This is a genomic window from Mesorhizobium sp. B4-1-1 (assembly GCF_006439375.1).
Lineage (GTDB): Bacteria > Pseudomonadota > Alphaproteobacteria > Rhizobiales > Rhizobiaceae > Mesorhizobium.
On record NZ_VFTH01000037.1, the window covers coordinates 1 to 24,830 of the forward strand.

Consider the following 24,830-nt stretch of genomic DNA (forward strand, 5'->3'; position numbering starts at 1 on the left):
GCCATGGAAGAGAAGCTGCGCTTCGCCATCCGTGAAGGCGGCCGCACCGTCGGTGCCGGCATCGTCGTCACCATCAAAGAGTAATTTGGACTGAAACCGATCTGTCGCGGGCGCGGGAGCTGCCCGCGCCGCGCCAGAACAAGGAATTGACGCATGAACGGACAGAATATCCGCATCCGCCTTAAGGCGTTTGACCACCGGGTGCTCGACGCCTCGACGCGCGAAATCGTGTCGACCGCCAAGCGCACCGGCGCCAACGTCCGCGGCCCCATTCCGCTGCCGACGCGGATCGAGAAATTCACGGTCAACCGGTCGCCCCACGTCGACAAGAAGAGCCGTGAGCAGTTCGAGATGCGCACGCACAAGCGGCTGCTCGACATCGTCGATCCGACCCCGCAGACGGTCGATGCTTTGATGAAGCTCGATCTGGCGGCCGGTGTCGACGTCGAGATCAAGCTCTAAGGGAATGAGAGCGCGGTAAGGGGCGGTGCCCCTGGCCCGGAACTCTAAAGGAACAAGAGGCGTGGAGGGGCGATAGCCCCGACAGGGAACTCTAAAGGAATTGAACCGATGCGTTCAGGTGTGATTGCAAAGAAGGTGGGAATGACCCGCATCTACAACGATGCCGGGGAACACGTTCCCGTCACCGTTCTCCAGATGGAGAACTGCCAGGTCGTGGCCCAGCGCACGCAGGAGAAGAACGGCTACACCGCCGTCCAGCTCGGCGTTGGCCTTGCCAAGGTGAAGAACACGTCGAAGGCGATGCGCGGCCATTTCGCCGCCGCTTCCGTCGAGCCGAAGGCCAAGGTCGCCGAGTTCCGCGTCTCCGCCGACAATATGATCGACGTCGGCGCCGAGCTGACGGTCGAGCATTTCGTCGCCGGCCAGAAGGTCGACGTCACGGGCACCTCGACCGGCAAGGGTTTCCAGGGCGTGATCAAGCGGCACCACATGGGCGGTGGCCGCGCCACGCACGGTAACTCGGTCTCGCACCGCACGCACGGTTCGACCGGCCAGCGCCAGGACCCCGGCAAGGTGTTCAAGGGCAAGAAGATGGCCGGCCACATGGGCGACACCCGCGTCACCACGCAGAATGTCGAGGTCGTCTCGACCGACGCCGATCGCGGCCTGATCCTGATCCGCGGCGCTGTTCCCGGCGTCAAGGGCGCCTGGATCCTGGTTCGCGACGCCGCCAAGGTTGCGCTGCCGGCCAATGCGCCGAAGCCGGCCGCGATCCGTGCCGCTGCCGCCAAGAACGAAGCCCCGGCCACTGAGGGAGCCGAATAATGGATCTCAAGATCACAACGCTGGGCGGCAAGGACGCCGGCAAGGTGAAACTTTCCGAGGAGATTTTCGGCCTTGATCCGCGCGAGGACATCCTGCAGCGCGTCGTGCGCTGGCAACTCGCCAAGAAGCAGCAGGGCACGCACAAGGCCAAGGGCCGCGCCGAAATCGCGCGCACCGGCGCCAAGATGTACAAGCAGAAGGGTACGGGCCGCGCCCGTCACCACTCGGCTCGCGCTCCGCAGTTCCGCGGCGGCGGCAAGGCGCACGGCCCGGTCGTTCGCAGCCATGAGCACGAGCTGCCGAAGAAGGTCCGTGCGCTTGGCCTCAAGCACGCTCTCTCGGCCAAGGCCAAGAGTTCTTCGCTGATCATCGTCGACGAACTGAAGCTCACCGAAGCCAAGACCAAGGCGCTGGTGGCGAACCTCGAGACGCTGGGGCTGACCAACGCCCTGGTGATCGGCGGCGCCGAGCTTGACCAGAACTTCAAGCTGGCCGCGACCAACATTCCCAACATCGACGTGCTGCCTATCCAGGGCATCAACGTCTACGACATTCTGCGCCGCGGCACGCTGGTCCTTTCGAAGGCCGCCGTCGAGGCTCTCGAGGAGCGCTTTAAATGACCGACCTCCGTCACTACGACGTGATCGTCTCGCCGGCGATCACCGAAAAGTCGACCATGGCTTCCGAGCAGAACCAGGTCGTCTTCAACGTCGCCAAGAAGGCGTCGAAGCCGGAAATCAAGGCTGCCGTGGAAGCTCTCTTCGGCGTCAAGGTGACGGCTGTGAACACGCTCGTCCGCAAGGGCAAGATCAAGCGCTTCCGCGGCACCGTTGGCCGCCAGGGCGACGTCAAGAAGGCGGTTGTGACGCTGGCCGACGGCCAGTCGATCGACGTCGCGACGGGTCTCTGAGCAAGGCCGCGAGGACAGGACAATGGCACTTAAGAAATTCAACCCGGTAACGCCGAGCACCCGCCAGCTGGTCATCGTCGACCGCTCGGGCCTTTACAAGGGCAAGCCCGTCAAGGGCCTGACCGAAGGCCTGACCAAGTCGGGCGGCCGCAACAATTACGGCCGCATCACGGCCCGCTTCATCGGCGGCGGTCACAAGCGCTCGTACCGCATCATCGACTTCAAGCGTAAGAAGTACGACATCGTCGGCACGGTCGAGCGTATCGAATACGATCCGAACCGCACCGCCTTCATCGCGCTGATCAAGTATGACGACGGCGAGCTGTCCTACATCCTGGCCCCGCAGCGTCTCGCTGCCGGCGACAAGATCGTGGCCGGCGAAGCGGTCGACGTGAAGCCGGGCAACGCGATGCCGCTGGCGTCGATGCCGGTCGGCACGATCGTCCACAACATCGAGCTGAAGCCGGGCAAGGGCGGCCAGGTCGCCCGTTCGGCTGGCGGTTACGCCCAGCTCGTCGGCCGCGACCAGGGCATGGCGATCCTGCGCCTCAACTCGGGCGAGCAGCGTGTCGTGCACGGCTCCTGCATGGCCACCGTCGGTGCCGTGTCGAACCCCGACCACGGCAACATCAACGACGGCAAGGCCGGTCGCACCGTGTGGCGCGGCAAGCGCCCGCACAATCGCGGCGTGACCATGAACCCGGTTGACCATCCGCATGGCGGCGGCGAAGGCCGCACCTCAGGTGGTCGCCATCCGGTTTCCCCGTGGGGCAAGCCGACCAAGGGCAAGAAGACGCGGTCCAACAAGGCGACCGACAAGTTCATCCTGCGCTCGCGTCATCAGCGCAAGAGCTAAGAAGAGGTAACGCCAAGTGACTCGTTCGATTTGGAAAGGCCCCTTCATCGACGGCTACCTTCTCAAGAAGGTGGACAAGGTTCGTGAAGGTGGTCGCAATGAGGTGATCAAGATGTGGAGCCGTCGCTCCACCATCCTGCCGCAGTTCGTCGGCCTCACCTTCGGTGTCTACAACGGCCAGAAGCACGTTCCCGTCTCGGTGAACGAGGACATGGTCGGCCACAAGTTCGGTGAATTCGCTCCGACCCGGACCTATTACGGTCACGGCGCGGATAAGAAGGCGAAGAGGAAATAATCATGGGCAAGGCCAAAGCTCCGCGCAGGCTTGCTGATAACGAGGCGCGTGCCGTTCTGCGCACGATCCGCATCAGCCCGCAGAAGCTCAACCTGGTTGCCGCGCTGATCCGCGGCAAGAAGGTCGCGACAGCGCTTTCCGACCTCGAATTCTCGGCCAAGCGGATTTCCGGCACGGTCAAGAAGACGCTGGAATCGGCGATCGCCAACGCGGAAAACAATCACGACCTCGACGTCGACGCTCTCATCGTGGCGGAAGCCTATGTCGGCAAGTCGATCGTCATGAAGCGTTTCCACGCTCGTGGCCGCGGCCGCGCCAGCCGTATCGAAAAGCCGTTCTCGCACCTCACGATCGTCGTTCGTGAAGTCGAGGAAAAAGGGGAGGCCGCATAATGGGCCAGAAAGTCAATCCGATCGGGCTGCGTCTCGGCATCAACCGTACCTGGGATTCGCGCTGGTTCGCGAACACCGGCGAATACGGCCAGCTGCTGCACGAGGACCTCAAGATCCGCAAGTATCTCGAGAAGGAACTCAAGCAGGCCGCGATCTCGAAGGTCGTGATCGAGCGTCCGCACAAGAAGTGCCGCGTCACTATCCACGCGGCGCGTCCGGGCCTCATCATCGGCAAGAAGGGCGCCGACATCGAGAAGCTTCGCAAGAAGCTGACCGAGATGACGAAGTCCGAAACGCACCTCAACATCGTCGAAGTGCGCAAGCCGGAAATCGACGCCACGCTGGTCGCCCAGTCGATCGCCCAGCAGCTCGAGCGCCGCATCGCGTTCCGCCGCGCCATGAAGCGTGCCGTTCAGTCGGCCATGCGTCTCGGCGCCGAAGGCATCCGCATCAACTGCTCCGGCCGTCTCGGCGGCGCCGAAATCGCGCGCATGGAGTGGTATCGCGAAGGCCGCGTGCCGCTGCATACGCTGCGCGCCGATGTCGACTACGGCACGGCCGAGGCGAACACGGCCTACGGTATCTGCGGCGTCAAGGTATGGGTGTTCAAGGGCGAGATCCTCGAGCATGACCCGATGGCCTCCGAGCGCCGTGCAACCGAAGGCGATGCCGCGCATGGCGGCGGCGGTGCTGGCGGCGAGCGTGAACGCGGCCGCCGCCGCGAGAACGCCTGAGACATTTGAGAATTTGGAGTTAGAACGATGCTGCAGCCAAAGCGCACAAAGTTCCGCAAGCAGTTCAAGGGCCGTATTCACGGTACCGCCAAGGGCGGCACCAATCTGGATTTCGGCGGTTTCGGGCTGAAGGCGCTTGAGCCGAACCGCGTCACCGCGCGCGAAATCGAGGCGGCCCGCCGCGCGATCACCCGCGAGATGAAGCGCGCCGGCCGCGTCTGGATACGGGTGTTCCCGGACCTGCCGGTCACCTCGAAGCCGACCGAAGTCCGCATGGGTAAGGGCAAGGGCGCGGTCGACTACTGGGCGGCGCGCGTCAAGCCCGGCCGTATCATGTTCGAGATCGACGGCGTCAGCGAGGAGACGGCTCGTGAAGCGCTGCGTCTCGGCGCCGCCAAGCTCTCGGTCAAGACGCGCTTCGTGCAGCGCATCGCAGAATAAGGACAGGCGATCATGAAAGCCGAAGACATCCGGACCAAGACCCAGGATCAGCTGACCGACGACCTGGCGGCCCTCAAGAAGGAGCAGTTCAACCTGCGCTTCCAGAAGGCCACCGGCCAGCTCGAGAAGACCGCGCGCGTGAAGCAGGTCCGCAAGGACATCGCGCGCATCAAGACCATCGCCGCGGAAAAATCCGCGGCCAAGAAGGCTTAAGGACGAGAACCATGCCAAAGCGCATCCTGCAGGGCACCGTCGTCAGCGACAAGAACGAGAAGACGGTCGTGGTCAAGGTCGAGCGTCGCTTCACCCACCCGGTGATGAAGAAGACCGTGCGCATGACCAAGAAGTACAAGGCGCACGACGAGAACAACGCCCACAAGGTCGGCGACCAGGTGTTCATCCAGGAATCGAAGCCGATTTCCAAGGACAAGCGCTGGGTTGTCGTCTCTTCGGATCAGGCTTGATCCGGGCGAACGAACCGAATTTTGGACAGACCGGGGAGGGGTGAAAGAACCCGTCCCGTTAGAAAAGAAGAAGGCGGCCAGTCATGATTCAGATGCAAACAAACCTCGACGTCGCGGACAATTCCGGCGCCCGTCGTGTCATGTGCATCAAGGTGCTGGGCGGCTCGAAGCGGAAATATGCCTCCGTCGGCGACATCATCGTGGTGTCGATCAAGGAAGCCATTCCGCGCGGCCGCGTTAAGAAGGGCGATGTGATGAAGGCGGTCGTGGTTCGCACGGCCAAGGACATCCGCCGCCCGGACGGCAGCGTGATCCGTTTCGACAAGAACGCGGCCGTTCTCGTCGACAATAAGAAAGAGCCGATCGGCACCCGTATCTTCGGACCGGTTCCGCGCGAATTGCGCGCCAAGAACCACATGAAGATCATCTCGCTCGCGCCTGAAGTGCTGTAAGGAGCCGGACCAATGCAAAAGATCAAAAAAGGCGACAAGGTTGTCGTGCTTGCCGGCAAGGACAAGGGCCGTTCGGGCGAAGTCCTGTCGGTGCAGCCGAAGGAAGACACCGCGGTCGTCCGCGGCGTGAACCTCATTCGCCGTCATCAGAAGCAGACCCAGTCCCAAGAGGGCGGGGTCATCACCAAGGAAGCGCCGATCCACCTGTCGAATATCGCGCTGGCCGACCCCAAGGACGGCAAGCCGACCCGCGTCGGCTTCACCATCCAAAAGGATGGCAAGAAGGTGCGCGTCGCCAAGCGTTCGGGAGAAGTCATCAATGGCTAAGGCTGAAACCAAGCAGGCAATTGCCAAGAACGAGCCGCGCCTCAAGAAGGTCTACAACGAGACCATCCGCAAGGCGATGCAGGAGCAGTTCGGCTACGACAACGACATGCAGGTTCCGCGCATCGACAAGATCGTGCTGAACATGGGTGTCGGCGAAGCAACCGCAGACTCCAAGAAGCCCTCGGTCGCGGCCGAGGATCTCGCGCTGATCGCCGGCCAGAAGGCCGTCGTCACCCGCGCCCGCAACTCGATTGCCGGCTTCAAGGTGCGCGAGAACATGCCGATCGGCGCCAAGGTCACGCTGCGCAAGGAACGCATGTACGAGTTCCTGGACCGCCTCGTGAACATCGCGCTGCCGCGCGTTCGCGACTTCCGCGGACTGAACCCGAAGAGCTTTGACGGCCGTGGCAACTATGCCATGGGCATCAAGGAGCACATCGTGTTCCCGGAGATCAACTACGACAAGGTTGATCAGGTCTGGGGCATGGACGTCATCGTTTGTACGACGGCGAAGACGGACGACGAGGCAAGAGCGCTGCTCAAAGCCTTCAACTTCCCCTTCCGCCAGTAACGGCAGCGAAAAAGGAAACATCTGAAATGGCAAAGACCAGCTCAGTCGAGAAGAACAACCGGCGCCGCAAGCTCGCCGACCAGTATGCCGCCAAGCGCACGGCGCTCAAGGCCATCATCATGGATCAGTCCAAGCCGATGGAAGAGCGTTTTCGCGCCCAGTTGAAGCTTTCGGCGCTGCCGCGCAACTCGGCCAAGATCCGCATCCGCAACCGCTGCGAAGTGACGGGCCGTCCGCGCGCCTACTACCGCAAGCTGAAGCTTTCGCGTATCGCGCTTCGCGATCTGGGCAATACCGGCCAGATCCCGGGCCTGGTCAAGTCGAGCTGGTAAGGAGACACTGAGATGTCATTGAGCGATCCTCTCGGCGATATGCTGACCCGCATCCGCAACGCCTATGGCCGCAAGAAGTCGAGCGTTTCGACCCCGGCCTCGCGTCTGCGCGCCCGTGTCCTCGAAGTGCTGAAGTCGGAAGGCTATATCCGCGACTACAGCCAGACCGATTTCGAAAACGGTAAGTCCGAAATCGAGATCGAGCTGAAGTATTTCGACGGCGCTCCGGTCGTGCGCGAAATCGAGCGCGTCTCGAAGCCCGGCCGCCGCGTCTATGTCTCGGCCAAGTCGATCCCGCAGGTCGCCAACGGCCTCGGCATCGCCATCCTTTCGACGCCGAAGGGCGTCATGGCCGACCATGAAGCGCGCGAGCAGAATGTCGGCGGCGAAATCCTCTGCCAGATCTTCTGATCCGGCGCGAGATTGATGAATGGGCTTCGGTTCTCGGGATCGCGCCCGGGAACTGGAACTGAAACGAAAGAAGTGACGAGGACAACAAAATGTCTCGTATCGGAAAGAAACCCGTTTCGCTGCCTCAGGGCGTGACCGCGTCCGTCAACGGCCAGACCGTGACGGCGAAGGGCCCCAAGGGCGAGCTGAAGTTCGTGGTGAACGACGAAGTGCTGGTGAAGATGGACAACAACGAGATCTCCGTTGAGCCGCGCGACCAGACCAAGAACGCCCGCTCCAAGTGGGGCATGTCGCGCACGCAGATCGTCAACATCCTGCAGGGCGTGAAGGACGGCTTCGAGAAGAAGCTCGAGATCACCGGCGTCGGCTATCGCGCGGCGTTGCAGGGCAAGAACCTGCAGCTGGCGCTCGGCTTCAGTCACGACGTGGTTTATCAGACGCCGCAGGGCATCACCATTACGGTGCCGAAGCCGACCGAGATCACCGTCTCGGGCATCGATAAGCAGCAGGTTGGCCAGGTCGCCGCCGAGATCCGCGAATATCGCGGCCCCGAGCCCTACAAGGGCAAGGGCGTGCGCTATGCCGACGAGCGCATCGTGCGCAAGGAAGGCAAGAAGAAGTAATAGGCCTGGCCCCGAAAAGTTGCAGACTTTTCGCAAAGGGCCAAGCCGCAGAAGTGTAACGCCGCGGGGAGCGGCCGCGGGAGGCCTGGCCTACCGCACAGGGTTGCCCCCGTTTTCTGAAGGCAAGGAACTGACATTATGGCAAGCCCCAAAGAAACCATCCAACGCCGCGCGCAACGCGTGCGCCGCCAGCTGAAGAAGGTCGCCGGCGCGCGTCCGCGGCTTTCGGTGCACCGCACCTCGAAGAACATTTACGTCCAGGTCATCGACGATGCTAACGGCCACACGCTGGCCGCCGCGTCGACGCTGGAGAAGGATCTCAAGGGTTCGCTCAAGACCGGCGCCGACACCTCCGCCGCCGCCGCGGTCGGCAAACTGATCGCCGAGCGTGCCACGAAGGCAGGCGTCAAGGAAGTCGTCTTCGACCGCGGCCCGTACATCTATCATGGCCGCGTCAAGGCGCTGGCCGAGGCTGCCCGCGAAGGCGGTCTCAGCTTCTGATGCATGATCCCGAACCGGGAGGTCCGCGCAGCGAAAAGTTGCAGACTTTTCGGATAAGATCATGCAAAGGAAAAATTCGCCGCTGACGACCCGAAGCGGTGTCGGCAAACAGCAACCCGTGCTTCCGGAAAAGAACAAGGACTAGGATATGGCACAGGAACGTAGAGAAGGCGGCCGCGGCCGCGAGCGCGAAGAGCGTGACGACGGCATGGTGGACAAGCTCGTCCACATCAACCGCGTCGCCAAGGTGGTGAAGGGCGGCCGTCGTTTCGGCTTTGCCGCTCTCGTCGTCGTCGGCGACCAGAAGGGCCGCGTCGGCTTCGGTCACGGCAAGGCGCGCGAAGTGCCGGAAGCGATCCGCAAGGCGACCGAGTCGGCCAAGCGCGACATGATCTTCGTGCCGCTGCGTTCGGGCCGCACGCTGCATCACGACGTCGAGGGCCGTTGGGGCGCTGGGCGCGTTCTGCTGCGCGCCGCCAAGCAGGGTACCGGCATCATCGCCGGCGGCCCGATGCGCGCCGTCTTCGAGACGCTCGGCATGCATGACGTGGTCGCCAAGTCGATGGGGTCTTCGAACCCCTACAACATGGTTCGCGCCACCTTCGACGCGCTGAAGAGCCAGATGCATCCGAAGGATGTGGCTGCCGCGCGCGGCATCAAGTACTCGACCCTTCAGGCCCGCCGCGGCACCGCCGTTGCGGCTGAAGAATAGTCGACGCTGACCAGGGATTTCGATCATGGCCAAGAAAGCTACCAAGACCATCACCGTCGAGCAGATCGGCTCGCCGATCCGCCGGCCGAAGGAGCAGCGCGCGACGCTGGTCGGCCTCGGCCTGAACAAGATGCACAAGCGGCGCACGCTGGAAGATACCCCTTCGGTGCGCGGCATGATCGCCGCCGTCCAGCACCTCGTCCGCGTCGTGGACGAGGCCTGAACGGAAGCGCAGGAGAAGAAACATGAAACTCAACGATCTGCGTGACAAGGACGGCGCCACGCACTCCAGGAAGCGCCTCGGTCGCGGCATCGGCTCCGGCTCGGGCAAGACGGCCGGTCGCGGCGTCAAGGGCCAGAAGGCCCGCTCGGGCGTCGCCATCAACGGCTTCGAGGGCGGCCAGATGCCGCTCTACCGGCGCCTGCCGAAGCGTGGCTTCAACAACATCTTCGCCAAGAGCTTCACCGTCGTGTCGCTGGCTCGTATCCAGGCCGCGATCGATGCCAAGAAGCTCGACGCCAAGGCGACCGTTACGGCCGAGGCTCTGGTTGCCGCCGGCGTCATCCGCCGCGCCAAGGACGGCGTGCGTGTGCTGTCCGACGGCGAACTCAAGGCCAAGCTCTCCTTCGACGTCGCCGGCGCATCCAAGGCCGCGATCGAGAAGATCGAGAAGGCCGGCGGTTCGGTGAAGCTGCCGGAAGCGGCCGCCGCCGAGTAACGGCCAGTTGAAGCGCGGCCGGCCAGGATGATTTCGCATTTTCCGTCGAACCGCGCTTTGACCAGATGAATTGGGCGGCCGCGTCAACGCGGCCGCTTGCATGTTTACGGTCCGGAGCTTATCTCGTGGGCTTCGGTGACACGCGCCGCCTGAGCTGCGGGCATCGAGCGTGACATGGAAATCAAACGAAGTAGAGCATGATATCGTCCGAAAACCGCTCCACACTTTTCGGCATTATGGTCTAGCGGAGAATCAGGCATGGCCTCGGCTGCTGAACAACTAGCCTCCAATCTGAATTTCGCGGCCTTCGCCAAGGCCGAGGACCTCAAGAAGCGCATCTGGTTCACCATCGGCGCGCTGCTCGTCTACCGCCTCGGCACCTATATCCCGCTTCCCGGCATCAATCCCGACGCTTTCGCCCAGGCCTTCTCCTCGCAGAGCAAGGGCGTGCTCGGCATGTTCAACATGTTCGCCGGCGGCGCCGTACAGCGCATGGCGATCTTCGCGCTGGGCATCATGCCCTACATCTCCGCCTCCATCATCATGCAGCTGATGACCTCGGTCATCCCTTCGCTGGAGACGCTGAAGAAGGAGGGCGAGCAGGGCCGCAAGATCATCAACCAGTACACGCGCTACGGCACGGTGCTCCTGGCGCTGGTCCAGGCCTACGGCATTTCGGTCGGCCTCGAGGGCGGCAACGGCATCGTCAACGATCCCGGCATGTTCTTCCGCATCTCGACCGTCGTCACGCTGGTCGGCGGCACCATGTTCCTGATGTGGCTCGGCGAGCAGATCACCGCACGCGGCATCGGCAACGGTATTTCGCTGATCATTTTCTCCGGCATCGTCGCCGGCCTGCCCCGCGCGATCTCCGGCACCCTGGAACTCGGCCGCACCGGCGCGCTGTCGACGGGCCTCATCCTCGCGATCATCGTGCTGGCCATCATCGTCATCGCGCTCATCGTCTTCTTCGAACGCGCGCAGCGCCGCCTGCTCATCCAGTATCCGAAGCGCCAGGTCGGCAACCGCATGTTCCAGGGCGATACCTCGCATCTGCCGCTGAAGCTCAACACCTCTGGCGTCATCCCGCCGATCTTCGCGTCCTCGCTGCTGCTTCTGCCGGCAACCGTCGCGGGCTTCTCGCAGGCGACCAACCTGCCGGCCTGGGCCAGCACGATCCTCGCCTCGCTCGGCCATGGCCAGCCGCTCTACATGATCTTCTATGCGGGCATGATCGTCTTCTTCGCCTTCTTCTACACGGCGATCGTCTTCAACCCGAAGGACACGGCCGACCAGCTCAAGAAGCACTCCGGCTTCATCCCAGGCTATCGTCCGGGCGAGCGCACCGCCGAATATATCGACTATGTACTGACGCGCATAACCGTTATCGGCGCCATTTACCTGGTGCTGGTCTGTCTGCTGCCGGAGTTCCTGATTTCGGCGACTGGCGTACCTTTCTACCTCGGTGGCACATCGCTTCTGATCGTGGTCAGTGTCACGCTCGACACGGTGGCGCAGATTCAGGGTCACCTGATCGCGCACCAGTATGAGGGCCTGATCAAGAAGTCGAAGTTGCGCGGGGGGAAGAGGAGCAGATGAGGCTGATATTGCTTGGGCCGCCAGGAGCGGGCAAGGGGACGCAAGCACAAAGACTGGTAGAAAAGCACGGCATCCCCCAGCTCTCGACGGGTGACATGCTGCGTGCCGCCGTCCAGGCCGGAACCGAGGTCGGCAAGCGTGCCAAGGCGGTGATGGATGCCGGTGAACTGGTCTCGGATGCGATCGTCAACGCCATCGTCGCCGAACGCATCGATCAGCCGGATTGCGCCAAGGGTTTCATCCTCGATGGTTATCCGCGCACGCTGGTCCAGGCCGACGCGGTCGAGGCTATGCTCGCCGAGCGCGGCATAGCGCTCGACACCGTCATCGAGCTCGTCGTCGACGACAAGGCGCTGGTTGGCCGAATCGTCAAACGCGCCGAAGATGCCAAGGCCGCCGGCCAGCCGGTGCGCAAGGACGACAACCCGGCGGTGTTCGAGGAACGCTTGCGCGAATACTACAAGAAGACGGCGCCGCTGATCGGCTACTACTACGCCAAAGGCAAGCTCAAGACCGTCGACGGCATGGCCAGTATCGATGCGGTGACCGCAGAGATCAGCAAGGTCCTCGCGGTTGCGGCGAAGTAGGCCGGGCCGACAATTAAAGATTGCGCTTGACTGAAGTGGGCCGTTGGGGTATGGCGGCCCGTCTTCCTATCAGGCATGGACTTTGCTTGCCCTTGCGGGCAAGGCGGTCGCTTTGAACCAGGAAACTCCCGCAAGGGCCGGCCTCCACCGGACGCGGGGCAACTTCGACAGCGCCGGGCATGCCCGGCCCACATGGAGAAAGAGAAGAAGATGGCTCGTATAGCCGGCGTCAACATTCCGACCAACAAGCGCGTCGTCATTGCGCTTCAGTACATTCACGGCATCGGCAAGAAGTTTGCCCAGGAGATCGTCGACAAGGTCGGCATCCCGGCGGACCGCCGCGTCAACCAGCTGACCGACGCGGAAGTGTTGCAGATCCGCGAGGCGATCGACCGCGATTACCAGGTCGAAGGCGACCTGCGCCGCGAAGTCTCGATGAACATCAAGCGGCTCATGGACCTCGGCTGCTACCGCGGCCTGCGTCACCGCCGCTCGCTGCCGGTCCGCGGCCAGCGCACGCATACCAATGCGCGCACCCGCAAGGGTCCGGCCAAGGCGATCGCCGGCAAGAAGAAGTAAGTAAGCGAATAGCGAGTAGCCGTTAGCGGGTAGGAATCCCTACTCGCTATTCCCTGCTCGATCCCAAAGGTGGAGCCGCTGGCATTACGGCGGTGTAGAGATCAACTGAAAGGACTACCATGGCCAAGGAAGCCGCTCGTGTTCGCCGTCGCGAACGCAAGAACATTTCGTCGGGCGTTGCCCACGTCAATTCGACCTTCAACAACACCATGATCACCATCACCGACGCTCAGGGCAATTCGATTGCCTGGTCGTCGGCCGGCGCGCAAGGCTTCAAGGGTTCGCGCAAGTCGACCCCGTTCGCCGCCCAGATGGCCGCCGAGGACGTCGCCAAGAAGGCGCAGGAACACGGCATGCGCATGCTCGAGGTCGAGGTCTGCGGACCCGGCTCCGGCCGTGAATCGGCCCTTCGCGCGCTACAGGCGGCGGGCTTCACCATCACCTCGATCCGTGACGTGACGCCGATCCCGCACAATGGCTGCCGTCCGCGCAAGAAGCGCCGCGTCTGATTTTTTAAGCGCCGCGCGAACGCCACGGCGTTCCTCCGCGGTTTTCCGTGTCGCCCGCCACGATTGGATGGTGGCGGGGCAAAGGAAGGAAGACATCTATGATCCAGAAAAACTGGCAGGAACTGATCAAGCCGAACAAGATCGAGTTCTCGTCGAAGAAGAAGACGCTGACCACGCTGGTGGCCGAGCCGCTCGAGCGCGGCTTTGGCTTGACGCTGGGCAATGCGCTGCGGCGCGTGCTTCTGTCTTCGCTGCGCGGCGCGGCCGTCACCGCCGTGCAGATCGACGGCGTGCTGCATGAATTCTCGTCCATCGCCGGCGTGCGCGAGGACGTGACCGACATCGTGCTCAACATCAAGGAAATCGCCATCCGCATGGAAGGCGATGGACCCAAGCGCATGGTCGTTCGCAAGCAGGGCCCGGGCGCCGTGCTCGCCGGCGACATCCAGACAGTCGGCGACGTCGAGATCCTCAACCCCGACCACGTCATCTGCACGCTGGACGAGGGCGCCGAGATCCGCATGGAGTTCACCGTCGACACCGGCAAGGGCTATGTGCCGGCAGAGCGCAACCGCGCCGAGGACGCGCCGATCGGCCTGATCCCGGTCGACAGCCTCTACTCGCCGGTCAAGAAGGTCTCCTACAAGGTCGAGAACACCCGCGAGGGCCAGGTGCTCGACTACGACAAGTTGACCATGACCATCGAGACCAACGGCTCGATCTCGGGTGAGGACGCGGTGGCTTTCGCCGCTCGCATCCTGCAGGACCAGCTCGCGCTGTTCGTCAACTTCGACGAGCCGCAGAAGGAAGTCGCCGCCGAAGCCGTCACCGAGCTCGCCTTCAACCCGGCGCTGCTCAAGAAGGTCGACGAGCTCGAGCTTTCGGTGCGTTCGGCCAACTGCCTGAAGAACGACAACATCGTCTATATCGGCGACCTGATCCAGAAGACCGAAGCCGAGATGCTGCGCACCCCGAACTTCGGCCGCAAGTCGCTGAACGAGATCAAGGAAGTGCTGGCGGCCATGGGCCTCCATCTCGGCATGGAAGTGCCGGACTGGCCGCCGGAAAACATCGAAGACCTCGCCAAGCGTTACGAAGACCAATATTGAGCATGAATTCCAAGGATCGGCGGCGAGAGCCGCTCGATCCGACGGTCATGCGGAAAACCATCAGAGGCCGTGGCCTCTTGAACAACTGAAGAAGGAAAAGAGCCATGCGCCACGGTTTCAAAGGCCGTCGCTTCGCCCGCAGCGTAAGCCACCGCAAGTCAATGTTCGCCAACCTCGCGGTGTCTCTGATCGAGCACGAGCAGATCGTCACCACCCTGCCGAAGGCGAAGGACCTGCGTCCGATCGTCGAGAAGCTCGTCACGCTCGGCAAGCGCGGCGACCTGCACGCCCGTCGTCAGGTCATCGCCCAGATCGGCAACGAGCCGGTCGTGAAGCGCCTGTTCGACACGATTGCGCCGCGTTATGCGCAGCGCAACGGTGGCTATCTTCGCATCATGAAGGCGGGCTTCCGCAAGGGCGACAACGCCGCGATGGCGGTCATCGAATTCGTCGACCGCGACACCTCGGCCAAGGGCGCCGCCGACCGCGCCCGCCTCGAGGCCGAGGGCGCCAACGAGGAAGCCGCGGTCGCCTGAGGCCAAGCATTTTCGTCAATGACTTCAAGGGGCCTGCGGGCCCCTTTTTGCATTTGCCGGAGGGCGGGCAGGCGTGCGGATTTTTCGCCCTTGCGCGAACGCTTTTGTGCGACAAGTGTCGCATTTGTGTGCATTAGCCTTTCATTCTGCACAATCGTCAGGACAATGGCGCCCGATCTGGAGGGATTCGAGAATGCACCTCAAACGACTGTTTCTTGTTGCCGCGCTGGCGGTCTTCGCCGTGGCACCGGCCGCAAGACAGGCTCTTGCCGGGGACGCCGCCAAGCCGGCCGATCCGGGCCTCTCCGATGTGCTGACCGATCTCCTGCACGGCGTCGAGGGCGAGAACGGCACGTCCGGCCCCGACAAGCGCGTACCGTTCGGCCGCGAGGAGGTGCAGCTCTCCTTCGCGCCGCTGGTCAAGCAGACGGCCCCGGCCGTGGTGAATGTCTATGCGTCGCAGACCGCAAAGGTGACGTCGCCTTTCGAGGGCGATCCCTTCTTCGAGGAATTCTTCGGCCGCGCCCAGCCGCGCGCGCAGTCCTCGCTCGGTTCGGGCGTGCTGGTCGATCCGAGCGGCGTCATCGTCACCAACTTCCACGTCATCAAGGACGCCGACGAGGTGAAGGTCGCGACCGCGGACGGGCGCGAGTTCACCTCCAAGGTCATGCTCAAGGACGAGACGCTCGATCTCGCCGTGCTCAAGATCTCGGCCGACAAGCCGTTCCCGGTGATTGCCATCGGCGATTCCGACGCGCTCGAGGTTGGCGATCTGGTGCTCGCCATCGGCAACCCGTTCGGTGTCGGCCAGACCACCACCAGCGGCATCGTCTCGGCGCTTGCCCGCAGCCATATCGGCGTTTCGGATTCGGGTTATTTCATCCAGACCGATGCCGCCATCAATCCCGGCAACTCGGGCGGCGCGCTGATCAACATGGGCGGCCAGCTGGTCGGCATCAACACGGCGATCTACAGCCGCAGCGGCGGTTCGATCGGCATCGGCTTCGCCATTCCCTCGAACATGGTGCGCGCCTTCGCCGACGCCGCCAAGGCCGGGCTCGACTTCTTCGAGCGTCCCTATATCGGCGCGGAATTCGAAATGGTGACGCCGCAGATCGCAGAATCGCTTGGCATGGAGAAGCCGACCGGCGCCCTGGTGTCGTCCGTGGACGCCGCCGGGCCGGCGGGCAAGGCGGGGCTCAAGGCTGGCGATGTCGTCCTGTCGCTCAACAACACACCGGTTGAAAGCATCGAGGCGCTCGACTACCGCATGGCGACGCTGTCGATCGGCTCCAAGGCGACATTTGCCGTGCTGAGCAAAGGGCAGCAGGCGACGTTGGAGATTCCGCTGGAGCGCGCGCCGGAGGGCGCCAAGCCCAGCGAAGTCACCTTGCGCGGCCGCAGTCCCTTTTCCGGCGCCAAGGTCGCGGAGCTGTCGCCCCGGCTTGCCCAGCGCCTTGGCCTTCGCACGGATATCAAGGGCGTCACCGTCATCGATATCAGCCGCGATTCGCCGGCCGCCGATTTCGGCTTCCAGCCCGGCGATATCGTGCGCGAGGTCAACGGCACCACCATCGACACCGCGGCAACGCTGGCGCAGGTTGCCCAGCAGGACACGCGCTGGTGGCGCTTTACCGTCGAGCGCGGCGGGCAGATACTGCGCCAGGTGTTGCGCTACTGAGCCGGTCTTCCCATCTTTGAAGATCGCTTTTCAACCAAAAGACTTGCATGGCCGATCTGTTCAGTTCCGATGAACCGGAGAAAGTGGCGCCCGGGCGACCGCTTGCCGACCGGCTGCGCCCCAAAGACCTTGGCGAGGTCGTGGGCCAGGAGCATCTGACCGGCCCCGACGGCGCGCTGACCAGGCTGATCGATTCCGGCTCGCTCGGCTCGATGATCTTCTGGGGTCCGCCCGGCACCGGCAAGACGACGGTGGCGCGGCTGCTCGCAGGCGAGACCAATCTCGCCTTCGAGCAGATCTCGGCCGTATTTTCCGGCGTCGCGGACCTCAAGAAAGTTTTCGAGGCGGCGAAGCTCAGGCGCTCCAACGGCCGCCAGACGCTGCTCTTCGTCGACGAGATCCATCGCTTCAACCGCGCCCAGCAGGACGGCTTTCTCCCCGTGATGGAAGACGGCACGGTGGTGCTGGTCGGCGCCACCACGGAGAACCCGTCCTTCGAATTGAATGCCGCGCTTCTGTCCCGCGCGCGCGTGCTGGTGTTCCGTTCGCTGGGCGAGGAAAGCATCGCCAAGCTGCTGGCGCGCGCGGAAGAAACCGAGGGCAGGGCGCTGCCGCTTGATGAAGAAGCGCGTGCCATGCTCATCCGCATGGCGGATGGCGACGGCCGCGCCTCGCTGACGCTGGCCGAGGAAATCTGGCGCGCCGCCAAGAAAGGCGAGGTGTTCGGCCCGGAGGGCCTGCAGCGCGTCATCCAGCGCCGCGCCCCGATCTACGACAAGGGCCAGGACGGCCACTACAATCTGATCTCGGCGCTGCACAAATCGGTGCGCGGCTCCGACCCGGATGCCGCGCTCTATTACCTTGCCCGCATGTTCGATGCCGGCGAGGATCCGCTTTATCTCGGTCGCCGGCTCGTGCGCATGGCGGTGGAGGATATCGGGCTCGCCGATCCTCAGGCGCTTGTCGTCGCCAATGCGGCAAAGGATGCCTATGACTATCTCGGCTCGCCCGAGGGCGAGCTCGCCTTCGCCCAGGCCGCCGTCTATCTCGCCACGGCGCCGAAATCGAACGCCGTCTACACCGCCTTCAAGGCTGCGACAGCGGCCGCCAAGGAGTTCGGTTCGCTGCTGCCGCCGAAGCACATCCTCAATGCCCCGACCAAACTGATGAAGCAGGAGGATTACGGCGCCGGCTATCGCTACGACCATGACGAGCCGGACGCGTTTTCAGGCCAGGACTATTTTCCGGAGAAGATGGGCCGGCGCACTTTCTACGACCCGCCGGAGCGCGGTTTCGAGCGCGATATCCGCAAGCGGCTGGAATATTGGGCAAAGCTGCGCGGCGAACGGAGCAGCTGAGTTGCGCGGCCCGGCGGTCGGCACGCTTCGTCGCGAAGCCACGCCATGGGGAAAGCGTCGTCGGCTTCGAATTCCTGGTCCGCGATCCGATCCCTGGGGAAAGATGGGACGAGCTTGGTTTGCCGGCCGTGCATTGAGTTGAAGTGGAGTAACATACTCCAAGTATTCATTCGGGCCGACCACCGGGACCGTGCGTCGGCATTGTGCCGGGAAACAAAAAATCTTATCAAGACGCACGGCGGGCGGGGGTCGCCGTGATTTTGGCAAACGGAACAGGATCGCGCTCCCGCGCGAATGACAATGACAAAGCAAACCGTCAAGACGCTCCGCAAGGCTGCCATCGCGGTCGTGGTTCTCGCGCTCGCTTTCTACTTCATCCCAATCCTGGCCGCCATCTGGGTCGTCTGCGGCCTGATCGATGTCATGCGCAACGACCAGAAGAACCAGAACCTGTTCGAACGCTACTTCCTTGGCAATGGCCTGTTCACTTGGCTGTTGTCGCCGTTCAACCTGATCGTCGACCTTCTCTGCTACCGCAACCCCGGCGTCTGGAAGCCTGAGCAGTTCCCCGAGGACTATCAGCGCGAGATCAACGAGGTCTTGGGCGTCTTCAACGCCCGCAAGGACGAGATCATCGCCGATATCGACGCCAATTTCGGCACCGGCCGGCGTGGTATGTATGTCTACCAGTGGTACGGCAAGCACAAGATCGACAACGTTCCCGAATTCAACAAGGATTACAAATACATCAAGACGATCGCGGTATCCGTCTTCAGCAAGCGCGAATCCACGTCCTGGCATTTCGGTCCGCTGCGGCTCAGCCTGCGCATCCTCTACAACCTGATCCCGGTGAAGGCCGAGATCTTCATCCAGTGTGGCAGCAAGAAGAACTACTGGTACGACAACCCGCTGTTCATCTTCGACGACACGCTGTTCCACCGGTCGGTCAACGAATATGACGGCCGCCGCTATTGCGTCTTCGTCGACATCATTCGGCCGTCTCCGTTCCCGAAGCTGATCGCGGGCCTTCTCTCCATCGTCTCGGTCAGCGTGGAGCGCATCAATTCCGTCTTCTACAAGAACTGGAAAATGATCGGCTCGTCCAAGCCGAAGGCGGCCAACTGATCCTGGCGCCTTTTGAACCTCCGGTTCGGTCGGCGTGCGGCCGAGATTCGGATGTCTGCTCTTACGTGGAGATCGGCGAGATCGGCGACACGCCGGTCTATATCAGCACCTCTCAATATGAGGCCTGGAAACACACCGACCTGATCATCGATGTGGTGAAGGGCAGGGGCGGCATGTTCTCGCTCGACAACGGCCGCGAGAAACGGCTGCTGACGCGCTCGACCATCTGCGCCGTCCAGCCGCTATCTCCCGGCGGCTGAGCGAATCAGGCTGACCTGCATCCAGTGCGACGATTGGGGTAATCGTCCGGCTTTATTGGGTCTTTGGCTCGCACAATGCCTGCCATAGTGCTATGGCGCCGCTTTCAAACGGAAAAGCGAAGTCATGGCAGGTGTTGAACAGATCACGGTGGAGGCCGGCGAGGCGGGCATGCGGCTCGACCGCTGGTTCAAGGTCCATTACCCGGGCCTCGGCTTCGGCCATCTGCAGAAACTGCTTCGGTCCGGCCAGATCCGTGTCGATGGTGGCCGGGTGAAGGCCGACACGCGTGTCGAGCCCGGCCAGTCTGTCCGCGTTCCTCCGCTCGATGTCGATAAGAAGGGCGATGCGCCGCTCACCGGTCACTCGATCCGCAACCAGGGCGATGCCGACGTGCTCGCCAAGATGCTCTTGCATGAGGATCCGAAGGTTTTCGTCTTCAACAAGCCGGCCGGCCTGGCGGTGCAGGGCGGCTCCGGCGTCACCCGCAATGTCGACGACATGCTCGAGGCCTGGCGCAATCAGAAGGGCGAGAAGCCGCGCCTCGTCCACCGTCTCGACCGTGACACATCCGGCGTGCTGGTGGTTGCCCGCACCCGTCTTGCGGCGATGAAGCTGTCGGAAGCGTTCCGGGCGCGAGAGACCAAGAAAACCTACTGGGCGCTGGTCAAGGGCGTGCCGCCCAAGCGCGAGGACAAGATCTCGACCTGGCTGATCAAGGAACCGACGGAGGATGGCGACCGCGTGCGCGTGGCCGCGCATGGAGAGAAGGGCGCCGACCACGCCGTCTCCTACTACCGCGTCATCGAGCAGGCGGCGCAGACGATGACCTGGCTGGAGATGGAGCCCTATACCGGCCGCACTCACCAGCTTCGCGTTCACGCCGCCTATATAGGTTGCCCGATCATCGGCGACCCAAAATATTTCGAGGCCGATACCAACTGGGATTTCCCGGGCGGCATTCAGAACCGCCTGCACCTGCATGCGCGCCGCATTATCATCCCGCATCCGGACCAGGGCGTCATCGACGTCACGGCGCCGATGCCGCCGCATATGCGCCAGAGCTGGAACCTGATCGGCTTCGACGACCAGAGCGCGGAGGACTGACTTGGCTGTCGCCCCGGCATTGGACCGTCGCGATGCGGTCGACATGCCCGCTGCTGTCATCATGGTCGGACTGACCTTTTCCTGGGGCCTGAACTACGTCGCCGCCAAGGTCTCATATGCCGGCTACGACCCTGTCTTCGTCTCGGTCGCGCGATCGGTTATCGGCGGGCTTTGCGTGTTCGCCTGGTGCCGGCTGCGCGGCGTCAAGCTGTTCGAAGCGGATCGGACGCTGGCCGCCGGCATCGTCGTCGGCGTGCTCTTCGGCGTCGAGTTCCTGTGCCTCTATATCGGGCTCGAATACACGACCGTTGCCCGCAACACGCTGCTGGTCAACACCATGCCGTTCTGGGTTCTGATCGGCGGCCATTTCCTGCTCGGCGAGCGCATCAATGCGCGCAAGCTCGGCGGGCTGGTTCTGGCCTTCTGCGGCCTGGTGGCGGTGTTCTCGGACGGCATCACTGCCGGCAGCGACGCGACGCTGACGGGTGACCTGCTCAGTCTCGGCTCGGGCATTCTCTGGGCGGCGACCAGCATTTTCATAAAGCGGTCGAAACTGGTGGAAACCAACGCCGAAAAGCTTCTGCTCTACCAGTTGGCGGGTGCGACTGTCGTCGGCCTGCTGGTGATGCCTTTCGCCGGCCCGCCGATCCGTGCGCTTGCCGCCTTGCCGACACTGGCGCTGCTCTTCCAGTCTTTCTATATCGTCGCTTTCACCTATGTGTTGTGGTTCTGGCTGCTCACGCGTTATCCGACCGCCGGTCTGTCGAGCTTCGCCTTCCTGTCGCCGGTGTTCGGCGTCCTGTGCGGCGCGGTGCTGTTGGGCGAACTGCCGACGACCAGGATAATCCTGGCACTCGGCCTGATCGCCGCCGGGCTGATCATCGTCAATCGCCCGGCGCGCAGACAGCCCGCACCATAGAGCAGCTCGCCGAACGGCAAGCTGCTCTATCTCTTGTTTTGACGCAATTCCGGACGGAAAACCCTTCACACGTTCCCTGGAATTGCTTTAAGGAGTTCGGCATGCGCGACATCCTCGAAGACCTCGAAGCCGGAAAGCTGCTTTCCGACCCGGATCCCGTGCGCCGCGCCCAGATCCAGATGAAGACACCGCTGCCGAAGCGTTTCTACAAGACTGTTTCAGTGGCTCCCGTCGAGAATGGCTTTGCCGTTCATCTGGACGGACGGCCCGTGCGCACGCCGGGCAAGGCCGTGATGGTGCTGCCGACCGAAAACGCTGCCGCGCTCGTTGCCGATGAATTCAGCGCACAAGGCGAGGTCATCGATCCCGTGACAATGCCTGTCATGCGGCTCGTCAACACCGCCGTCGACGGCGTCGCCTCGGATCCGCAGGCGGTGCTGGAGGACGTGCTGCGCTTCGCCTCGTCCGATCTTTTGTGCTACCGCGCCGATGGCCCGCAGGGACTGGTCGATCGCCAGAACAAGCTCTGGGACCCGGTGCTGGACTGGGCACGCGGCAGCCTCGGCGCGCGCTTCAACCTTGCCGAAGGCGTCATCCATGTCGAGCAGCCGCGCGAGGCGATCGCCGTGCTCGGCGCGCATCTTGGCCAGCGTGTCGAGCCGATGCGGCTGGCCGCCATTCATGTCATGACCGCGCTGACCGGTTCGGCGCTGCTGGCTTTGGCGGTCGATTTCGGTCACCTCGACGGCGAGGAAGCTTGGGCAGCCGGCCATGTCGACGAGGACTGGCAGATCGAGCATTGGGGCCAGGATGCGGAGGCCGTTGCGCGCCGCTCGGCCCGCAAGCGCGACATGATGGCGGCGGTCAGCCTGCTCGAAGCGCTGCAGGCCTAGAGCAATTCAAGCGCGGCGCCGCTTTCGCAGCGCACCTAATACCAAAGTCATAATCCCATCGTCGCGGTGCCTTTGGCCCGCCCTTTCTGTCATTTTTTCCCTCGTTGGCTGCGTTTTTGAGTCCGCGTTCGGAGGAGCGCGGACGGTGGTGCGCAGCCATCGAGGACAGACGGGATCTCACGGGAGGATACATCAATGGCAATGGCTTCGACCGCCGGCAGAACCAGCCGCGGCATGACGCGGGAGGAGAAGAAAGTCATCTTCGCCTCTTCGCTCGGCACCGTTTTCGAATGGTACGATTTCTATCTCTACGGCTCGTTGGCCGCCTTCATCGGCTCGACCTTCTTCAGCCCGGCGATTCCCGAGGCAACGCGCAACATCTTTGCGCTGCTTGCCTTTGCCGCCGGCTTCCTTGTCCGCCCGTTCGGCGCGTTGCTTTTCGGGCGCATCGGCGATCTCGTCGGCCGCAAATATACCTTCCTCGTCACCATGACGATCATGGGTCTGTCGACCTTCCTGGTCGGCCTGCTGCCGGGCTACGCAACCTTGGGCATCTTGGCTCCCGTGATCCTGATCGGGCTGCGCATGTTGCAAGGCCTGGCGCTCGGTGGCGAATATGGCGGCGCTGCGACCTATGTCGCGGAGCACGCGCCTGACGACCGTCGCGGTTTCTATACGTCGTGGATCCAGACGACGGCGACGCTCGGCCTTTTCCTGTCGTTGATCGTCATCCTGATTGTTCAGGGCTCGCTCAGCAAGGAAACCTACGCCTCCTGGGGCTGGCGCATTCCCTTCATCGTTTCTTTCGTGCTGCTTGCCGTTTCGATCTGGATCCGGCTGTCGCTCTCGGAGTCGCCGACCTTCCAGCGCATGAAGGAAGAGGGCAAGGGCTCCAAGGCGCCGCTCTCGGAAGCCTTCGGTCAATGGAAGAATGCCAAGATCGCGCTGCTGGCGCTGCTCGGCCTCACCGCCGGCCAGGCCGTGATCTGGTACAATGGCCAGTTCTACGCGCTTTTCTTCCTCACGAACGTGCTGAAGGTCGACGCGCAGTCGGTCAACATCATGATCGCGATTGCGCTGGCCATCGGCTCTATCTTCTTCGTCGTCTTCGGCTGGCTGTCGGACAAGATCGGTCGCAAGCCGATCATCATGGCAGGCCTTGCGCTCGGCATCGTCTGCACCTTCCCGCTGTTCAAAGCGCTGACCTGGGCCGCCAATCCGGCTCTGGCCACCGCGCAGCAGAACACCCGCGCGACGGTGACGGCAGCGCCCGGCGACTGCAAGTTCCAGTTCAACCCGGTCGGCACGGCAAAATTCACGACATCCTGCGATATCGCGACTTCGTTCCTGACCAAGAACTCGGTGCCTTATGACGTGGTGACCACGGCAGCCCCAGGCACCGCAGCCTCGGTCAAGATCGGCAACGAGACGGTGGAATCCTATGACGCCGTCGCCGCCGGCGATCAGGCCAAGGCCAAGGACGCGGCCTTCGCCAAGGCGGTGAACATGTCGCTTCAGGACGGTGGCTATCCGTTGAAGCGCGCCGCGGCCAAGGTGCCCGACCAGAAGCTCGACGCCTTCATCGCGGCCAATCCCGAGCTGAAGCTCGACGCGGCGGCCATCCGCGGCGGCGAGAAGGCGACGGTTCCGACCGACAAGGCGATCGCCGACAAGCTCCTGACCAAGGATGAGGCAGCCGGTGCGCCGGAAGTCACCGTCTACACCGTCCCGGGCGGTGGCGCCTTCGCCATGACTGCCGATCCGGCAGCCATCAACTGGCCGCTCACGATCGGCATCCTGTTCATCCTGGTGCTGTTCGTCACCATGGTCTACGGGCCGATCGCCGCAATCCTGGTCGAGATGTTTCCGACCCGCATCCGCTACACCGGCATGTCGTTGCCCTATCACATCGGCAATGGCTGGTTCGGCGGCCTGCTGCCGGCGACGGTGTTCGCGCTCAGCGCCTATAAGGGCGATATCTACTACGGCCTCTGGTATCCGGTGATCATCGCGGCGATGTCGCTCATCATCGGCATGATCTTCGTCAGGGATACGCTCGGCACCGACCTCCACGCCAAGGACTGACCTCGATCGTCCGCTCAAAAGAAGAAAGCCCGGCGCGAGTGATCGCGCCGGGCCTTTCCGTTCATGAAGCTCAAAGAGGCGATCAGCTCTTGCGCTGATTTTCTTCTTCGACGGCTGCTTCGTGGTACCAGCCGTCAAAGTCGGCATGCTCGCCGCGAAGCGCCGCAAGCTCTGCCGCGAATTTGGCCTTGGCGCCTAAATTTGCGGCAGACTTGCGTCCTGTCAGCGGGAATATCAGAATTTTTGCCGACGGACGCGGCTGCACGACTTGCATTGGCGACCTCCTTGCTTGTCCGGGGACTTGCCGATTCAACTTATCAAGCAAGATAGGTTCTGCGATTCGTTTAGGCAATATGCCTACAAAAAGATCATTATTTGCCAATTATTTATGCAGGAATATCGATTGAGCGATCCGAGCGCAGTGTTGAGGCGGCTGAGCAAAATCAACGTCTTGCCGT

General features: G+C 63.0%; 35 protein-coding genes and 2 pseudogenes. 36 read left to right on the plus strand and 1 reads right to left on the minus strand.

Annotated elements, in window-relative coordinates:
- The 36 genes and pseudogenes from FJW10_RS29070 to FJW10_RS29245 form a co-directional block, all read left to right on the plus strand.
- Positions 1-84 (plus strand): annotated as a pseudogene (locus FJW10_RS29070) (elongation factor Tu); the annotation flags it as partial.
- Positions 85-153: 69 nt separating this feature from the next.
- Positions 154-462, plus strand: a complete 309-nt coding sequence (gene rpsJ, locus FJW10_RS29075; protein ID WP_006205468.1) for a 30S ribosomal protein S10 — start codon at positions 154-156, stop codon at positions 460-462.
- A 108-nt stretch (positions 463-570) separates the two neighbouring features.
- Positions 571-1,287 (plus strand): 50S ribosomal protein L3, encoded by a 717-nt coding sequence (gene rplC, locus FJW10_RS29080; RefSeq protein ID WP_095765515.1) that lies wholly within the window; start codon positions 571-573, stop codon positions 1,285-1,287.
- Positions 1,287-1,907 carry a 50S ribosomal protein L4 gene (gene rplD / locus FJW10_RS29085; protein WP_140784986.1) on the plus strand — a complete coding sequence of 207 codons (621 nt, stop codon included), beginning with the start codon at positions 1,287-1,289 and terminating at the stop codon, positions 1,905-1,907. Before rplC ends, rplD begins: the two co-directional genes overlap by 1 nt.
- The gene (locus FJW10_RS29090; RefSeq protein WP_040983033.1) at positions 1,904-2,197 is read left to right on the plus strand and encodes a 50S ribosomal protein L23; all 294 of its coding nucleotides are present in this window, start codon (positions 1,904-1,906) and stop codon (positions 2,195-2,197) included. The genes rplD and FJW10_RS29090 overlap by 4 nt, the downstream gene beginning before the upstream one ends.
- A 22-nt stretch (positions 2,198-2,219) precedes the next feature.
- The gene (gene rplB / locus FJW10_RS29095; protein ID WP_140902612.1) at positions 2,220-3,053 is read left to right on the plus strand and encodes a 50S ribosomal protein L2; all 834 of its coding nucleotides are present in this window, start codon (positions 2,220-2,222) and stop codon (positions 3,051-3,053) included.
- Between the two features lie 16 nt (positions 3,054-3,069).
- A complete protein-coding gene (rpsS, locus tag FJW10_RS29100; RefSeq protein WP_015317982.1) occupies positions 3,070-3,348 on the plus strand; it encodes a 30S ribosomal protein S19 in 279 nt (92 codons plus the stop codon).
- A gap of 2 nt (positions 3,349-3,350) precedes the next feature.
- Complete coding sequence (rplV, locus tag FJW10_RS29105; RefSeq protein WP_006205462.1) at positions 3,351-3,740, plus strand: 50S ribosomal protein L22; 390 nt, start codon at positions 3,351-3,353, stop codon at positions 3,738-3,740.
- Positions 3,740-4,474: a 30S ribosomal protein S3 gene (rpsC, locus tag FJW10_RS29110; protein ID WP_095765512.1), complete on the plus strand. Its 735-nt coding sequence runs from the start codon at positions 3,740-3,742 to the stop codon at positions 4,472-4,474. The genes rplV and rpsC overlap by 1 nt, the downstream gene beginning before the upstream one ends.
- A gap of 27 nt (positions 4,475-4,501) precedes the next feature.
- Positions 4,502-4,915, plus strand: a complete 414-nt coding sequence (gene rplP / locus FJW10_RS29115) for a 50S ribosomal protein L16 (protein WP_027170364.1) — start codon at positions 4,502-4,504, stop codon at positions 4,913-4,915.
- A 12-nt stretch (positions 4,916-4,927) separates the two neighbouring features.
- Positions 4,928-5,128: a 50S ribosomal protein L29 gene (rpmC, locus tag FJW10_RS29120; RefSeq protein ID WP_137934271.1), complete on the plus strand. Its 201-nt coding sequence runs from the start codon at positions 4,928-4,930 to the stop codon at positions 5,126-5,128.
- 11 nt (positions 5,129-5,139) lie between these two features.
- Positions 5,140-5,379, plus strand: coding sequence for a 30S ribosomal protein S17 (gene rpsQ, locus FJW10_RS29125; protein WP_023675136.1), 240 nt, complete (start codon positions 5,140-5,142; stop codon positions 5,377-5,379).
- 83 nt (positions 5,380-5,462) lie between these two features.
- The gene (gene rplN, locus FJW10_RS29130; RefSeq protein WP_006205457.1) at positions 5,463-5,831 is read left to right on the plus strand and encodes a 50S ribosomal protein L14; all 369 of its coding nucleotides are present in this window, start codon (positions 5,463-5,465) and stop codon (positions 5,829-5,831) included.
- A gap of 12 nt (positions 5,832-5,843) precedes the next feature.
- Complete coding sequence (gene rplX / locus FJW10_RS29135; RefSeq protein WP_140829737.1) at positions 5,844-6,158, plus strand: 50S ribosomal protein L24; 315 nt, start codon at positions 5,844-5,846, stop codon at positions 6,156-6,158.
- Entirely contained in the window at positions 6,151-6,729 is a 579-nt protein-coding gene (rplE, locus tag FJW10_RS29140; protein ID WP_140829740.1) for a 50S ribosomal protein L5, read from the plus strand. Before rplX ends, rplE begins: the two co-directional genes overlap by 8 nt.
- 26 nt (positions 6,730-6,755) lie before the next feature.
- Positions 6,756-7,061: a 30S ribosomal protein S14 gene (gene rpsN, locus FJW10_RS29145; RefSeq protein ID WP_042642199.1), complete on the plus strand. Its 306-nt coding sequence runs from the start codon at positions 6,756-6,758 to the stop codon at positions 7,059-7,061.
- A 12-nt stretch (positions 7,062-7,073) separates the two neighbouring features.
- The gene (gene rpsH, locus FJW10_RS29150) at positions 7,074-7,472 is read left to right on the plus strand and encodes a 30S ribosomal protein S8 (RefSeq protein ID WP_042642201.1); all 399 of its coding nucleotides are present in this window, start codon (positions 7,074-7,076) and stop codon (positions 7,470-7,472) included.
- 89 nt (positions 7,473-7,561) lie between these two features.
- Positions 7,562-8,095: a 50S ribosomal protein L6 gene (gene rplF, locus FJW10_RS29155; RefSeq protein WP_140829742.1), complete on the plus strand. Its 534-nt coding sequence runs from the start codon at positions 7,562-7,564 to the stop codon at positions 8,093-8,095.
- Positions 8,096-8,233: 138 nt separating this feature from the next.
- The gene (rplR, locus tag FJW10_RS29160; RefSeq protein ID WP_140829744.1) at positions 8,234-8,596 is read left to right on the plus strand and encodes a 50S ribosomal protein L18; all 363 of its coding nucleotides are present in this window, start codon (positions 8,234-8,236) and stop codon (positions 8,594-8,596) included.
- Between the two features lie 148 nt (positions 8,597-8,744).
- Entirely contained in the window at positions 8,745-9,308 is a 564-nt protein-coding gene (rpsE, locus tag FJW10_RS29165) for a 30S ribosomal protein S5 (RefSeq protein WP_032933400.1), read from the plus strand.
- Positions 9,309-9,333: 25 nt separating this feature from the next.
- Positions 9,334-9,531 (plus strand): 50S ribosomal protein L30, encoded by a 198-nt coding sequence (gene rpmD / locus FJW10_RS29170; protein ID WP_027170355.1) that lies wholly within the window; start codon positions 9,334-9,336, stop codon positions 9,529-9,531.
- Positions 9,532-9,553: 22 nt separating this feature from the next.
- Complete coding sequence (gene rplO / locus FJW10_RS29175; protein WP_140646279.1) at positions 9,554-10,027, plus strand: 50S ribosomal protein L15; 474 nt, start codon at positions 9,554-9,556, stop codon at positions 10,025-10,027.
- Between the two features lie 258 nt (positions 10,028-10,285).
- Complete coding sequence (gene secY / locus FJW10_RS29180; RefSeq protein WP_140829746.1) at positions 10,286-11,626, plus strand: preprotein translocase subunit SecY; 1,341 nt, start codon at positions 10,286-10,288, stop codon at positions 11,624-11,626.
- Positions 11,623-12,213 (plus strand): adenylate kinase, encoded by a 591-nt coding sequence (locus FJW10_RS29185; RefSeq protein WP_140902613.1) that lies wholly within the window; start codon positions 11,623-11,625, stop codon positions 12,211-12,213. Before secY ends, FJW10_RS29185 begins: the two co-directional genes overlap by 4 nt.
- A gap of 210 nt (positions 12,214-12,423) precedes the next feature.
- Positions 12,424-12,792: a 30S ribosomal protein S13 gene (gene rpsM / locus FJW10_RS29190; protein WP_140646276.1), complete on the plus strand. Its 369-nt coding sequence runs from the start codon at positions 12,424-12,426 to the stop codon at positions 12,790-12,792.
- 119 nt (positions 12,793-12,911) lie between these two features.
- Positions 12,912-13,301, plus strand: coding sequence for a 30S ribosomal protein S11 (rpsK, locus tag FJW10_RS29195; RefSeq protein ID WP_006205444.1), 390 nt, complete (start codon positions 12,912-12,914; stop codon positions 13,299-13,301).
- A gap of 98 nt (positions 13,302-13,399) precedes the next feature.
- Complete coding sequence (locus FJW10_RS29200; RefSeq protein ID WP_040983001.1) at positions 13,400-14,410, plus strand: DNA-directed RNA polymerase subunit alpha; 1,011 nt, start codon at positions 13,400-13,402, stop codon at positions 14,408-14,410.
- A 104-nt stretch (positions 14,411-14,514) separates the two neighbouring features.
- Positions 14,515-14,946 carry a 50S ribosomal protein L17 gene (rplQ, locus tag FJW10_RS29205; protein WP_140829750.1) on the plus strand — a complete coding sequence of 144 codons (432 nt, stop codon included), beginning with the start codon at positions 14,515-14,517 and terminating at the stop codon, positions 14,944-14,946.
- 193 nt (positions 14,947-15,139) lie between these two features.
- Complete coding sequence (locus FJW10_RS29210) at positions 15,140-16,627, plus strand: DegQ family serine endoprotease (protein ID WP_140902614.1); 1,488 nt, start codon at positions 15,140-15,142, stop codon at positions 16,625-16,627.
- A gap of 47 nt (positions 16,628-16,674) precedes the next feature.
- Positions 16,675-17,985: a replication-associated recombination protein A gene (locus FJW10_RS29215; RefSeq protein ID WP_140902615.1), complete on the plus strand. Its 1,311-nt coding sequence runs from the start codon at positions 16,675-16,677 to the stop codon at positions 17,983-17,985.
- 300 nt (positions 17,986-18,285) lie between these two features.
- Positions 18,286-19,110, plus strand: a complete 825-nt coding sequence (locus tag FJW10_RS29220; RefSeq protein WP_140902616.1) for an aspartyl/asparaginyl beta-hydroxylase domain-containing protein — start codon at positions 18,286-18,288, stop codon at positions 19,108-19,110.
- 71 nt (positions 19,111-19,181) lie between these two features.
- Positions 19,182-19,370: pseudogene (locus FJW10_RS30910) on the plus strand (DUF779 domain-containing protein); the annotation flags it as partial.
- 124 nt (positions 19,371-19,494) lie between these two features.
- Positions 19,495-20,475, plus strand: a complete 981-nt coding sequence (locus FJW10_RS29230) for an RluA family pseudouridine synthase (RefSeq protein WP_140902617.1) — start codon at positions 19,495-19,497, stop codon at positions 20,473-20,475.
- A gap of 43 nt (positions 20,476-20,518) precedes the next feature.
- Positions 20,519-21,394 carry a DMT family transporter gene (locus FJW10_RS29235; RefSeq protein ID WP_140902626.1) on the plus strand — a complete coding sequence of 292 codons (876 nt, stop codon included), beginning with the start codon at positions 20,519-20,521 and terminating at the stop codon, positions 21,392-21,394.
- 101 nt (positions 21,395-21,495) lie between these two features.
- Complete coding sequence (locus FJW10_RS29240; RefSeq protein WP_140902618.1) at positions 21,496-22,287, plus strand: ATP12 family chaperone protein; 792 nt, start codon at positions 21,496-21,498, stop codon at positions 22,285-22,287.
- Positions 22,288-22,482: 195 nt separating this feature from the next.
- Positions 22,483-24,372 carry an MFS transporter gene (locus FJW10_RS29245; protein WP_140902619.1) on the plus strand — a complete coding sequence of 630 codons (1,890 nt, stop codon included), beginning with the start codon at positions 22,483-22,485 and terminating at the stop codon, positions 24,370-24,372.
- 82 nt (positions 24,373-24,454) lie between these two features.
- Here the strand turns inward: FJW10_RS29245 and FJW10_RS29250 are convergent, their stop codons facing one another.
- Entirely contained in the window at positions 24,455-24,646 is a 192-nt protein-coding gene (locus FJW10_RS29250) for a DUF2735 domain-containing protein (RefSeq protein WP_140902620.1), read from the minus strand.
- Positions 24,647-24,830: the final 184 nt, after the last annotated feature.

Excerpts from the sequence above, each read along its gene's own strand:
- rpsJ (WP_006205468.1), top strand. The coding sequence starts at position 154 with ATGAACGGACAGAATATCCGCATCCGCCTTAAGGCGTTTGACCACCGG.
- rplC (WP_095765515.1), top strand. The coding sequence starts at position 571 with ATGCGTTCAGGTGTGATTGCAAAGAAGGTGGGAATGACCCGCATCTAC.
- rplD (WP_140784986.1), top strand. The coding sequence starts at position 1,287 with ATGGATCTCAAGATCACAACGCTGGGCGGCAAGGACGCCGGCAAGGTG.
- FJW10_RS29090 (WP_040983033.1), top strand. The coding sequence starts at position 1,904 with ATGACCGACCTCCGTCACTACGACGTGATCGTCTCGCCGGCGATCACC.
- rplB (WP_140902612.1), top strand. The coding sequence starts at position 2,220 with ATGGCACTTAAGAAATTCAACCCGGTAACGCCGAGCACCCGCCAGCTG.
- rplV (WP_006205462.1), top strand. The coding sequence starts at position 3,351 with ATGGGCAAGGCCAAAGCTCCGCGCAGGCTTGCTGATAACGAGGCGCGT.
- rpsC (WP_095765512.1), top strand. The coding sequence starts at position 3,740 with ATGGGCCAGAAAGTCAATCCGATCGGGCTGCGTCTCGGCATCAACCGT.
- rplP (WP_027170364.1), top strand. The coding sequence starts at position 4,502 with ATGCTGCAGCCAAAGCGCACAAAGTTCCGCAAGCAGTTCAAGGGCCGT.
- rpmC (WP_137934271.1), top strand. The coding sequence starts at position 4,928 with ATGAAAGCCGAAGACATCCGGACCAAGACCCAGGATCAGCTGACCGAC.
- rpsQ (WP_023675136.1), top strand. The coding sequence starts at position 5,140 with ATGCCAAAGCGCATCCTGCAGGGCACCGTCGTCAGCGACAAGAACGAG.
- rplN (WP_006205457.1), top strand. The coding sequence starts at position 5,463 with ATGATTCAGATGCAAACAAACCTCGACGTCGCGGACAATTCCGGCGCC.
- rplX (WP_140829737.1), top strand. The coding sequence starts at position 5,844 with ATGCAAAAGATCAAAAAAGGCGACAAGGTTGTCGTGCTTGCCGGCAAG.
- rplE (WP_140829740.1), top strand. The coding sequence starts at position 6,151 with ATGGCTAAGGCTGAAACCAAGCAGGCAATTGCCAAGAACGAGCCGCGC.
- rpsN (WP_042642199.1), top strand. The coding sequence starts at position 6,756 with ATGGCAAAGACCAGCTCAGTCGAGAAGAACAACCGGCGCCGCAAGCTC.
- rpsH (WP_042642201.1), top strand. The coding sequence starts at position 7,074 with ATGTCATTGAGCGATCCTCTCGGCGATATGCTGACCCGCATCCGCAAC.
- rplF (WP_140829742.1), top strand. The coding sequence starts at position 7,562 with ATGTCTCGTATCGGAAAGAAACCCGTTTCGCTGCCTCAGGGCGTGACC.
- rplR (WP_140829744.1), top strand. The coding sequence starts at position 8,234 with ATGGCAAGCCCCAAAGAAACCATCCAACGCCGCGCGCAACGCGTGCGC.
- rpsE (WP_032933400.1), top strand. The coding sequence starts at position 8,745 with ATGGCACAGGAACGTAGAGAAGGCGGCCGCGGCCGCGAGCGCGAAGAG.
- rpmD (WP_027170355.1), top strand. The coding sequence starts at position 9,334 with ATGGCCAAGAAAGCTACCAAGACCATCACCGTCGAGCAGATCGGCTCG.
- rplO (WP_140646279.1), top strand. The coding sequence starts at position 9,554 with ATGAAACTCAACGATCTGCGTGACAAGGACGGCGCCACGCACTCCAGG.
- secY (WP_140829746.1), top strand. The coding sequence starts at position 10,286 with ATGGCCTCGGCTGCTGAACAACTAGCCTCCAATCTGAATTTCGCGGCC.
- FJW10_RS29185 (WP_140902613.1), top strand. The coding sequence starts at position 11,623 with ATGAGGCTGATATTGCTTGGGCCGCCAGGAGCGGGCAAGGGGACGCAA.
- rpsM (WP_140646276.1), top strand. The coding sequence starts at position 12,424 with ATGGCTCGTATAGCCGGCGTCAACATTCCGACCAACAAGCGCGTCGTC.
- rpsK (WP_006205444.1), top strand. The coding sequence starts at position 12,912 with ATGGCCAAGGAAGCCGCTCGTGTTCGCCGTCGCGAACGCAAGAACATT.
- FJW10_RS29200 (WP_040983001.1), top strand. The coding sequence starts at position 13,400 with ATGATCCAGAAAAACTGGCAGGAACTGATCAAGCCGAACAAGATCGAG.
- rplQ (WP_140829750.1), top strand. The coding sequence starts at position 14,515 with ATGCGCCACGGTTTCAAAGGCCGTCGCTTCGCCCGCAGCGTAAGCCAC.
- FJW10_RS29210 (WP_140902614.1), top strand. The coding sequence starts at position 15,140 with ATGCACCTCAAACGACTGTTTCTTGTTGCCGCGCTGGCGGTCTTCGCC.
- FJW10_RS29215 (WP_140902615.1), top strand. The coding sequence starts at position 16,675 with ATGGCCGATCTGTTCAGTTCCGATGAACCGGAGAAAGTGGCGCCCGGG.
- FJW10_RS29220 (WP_140902616.1), top strand. The coding sequence starts at position 18,286 with ATGACAAAGCAAACCGTCAAGACGCTCCGCAAGGCTGCCATCGCGGTC.
- FJW10_RS29230 (WP_140902617.1), top strand. The coding sequence starts at position 19,495 with ATGGCAGGTGTTGAACAGATCACGGTGGAGGCCGGCGAGGCGGGCATG.
- FJW10_RS29235 (WP_140902626.1), top strand. The coding sequence starts at position 20,519 with ATGCCCGCTGCTGTCATCATGGTCGGACTGACCTTTTCCTGGGGCCTG.
- FJW10_RS29240 (WP_140902618.1), top strand. The coding sequence starts at position 21,496 with ATGCGCGACATCCTCGAAGACCTCGAAGCCGGAAAGCTGCTTTCCGAC.
- FJW10_RS29245 (WP_140902619.1), top strand. The coding sequence starts at position 22,483 with ATGGCAATGGCTTCGACCGCCGGCAGAACCAGCCGCGGCATGACGCGG.
- FJW10_RS29250 (WP_140902620.1), bottom strand. The coding sequence starts at position 24,646 with ATGCAAGTCGTGCAGCCGCGTCCGTCGGCAAAAATTCTGATATTCCCG.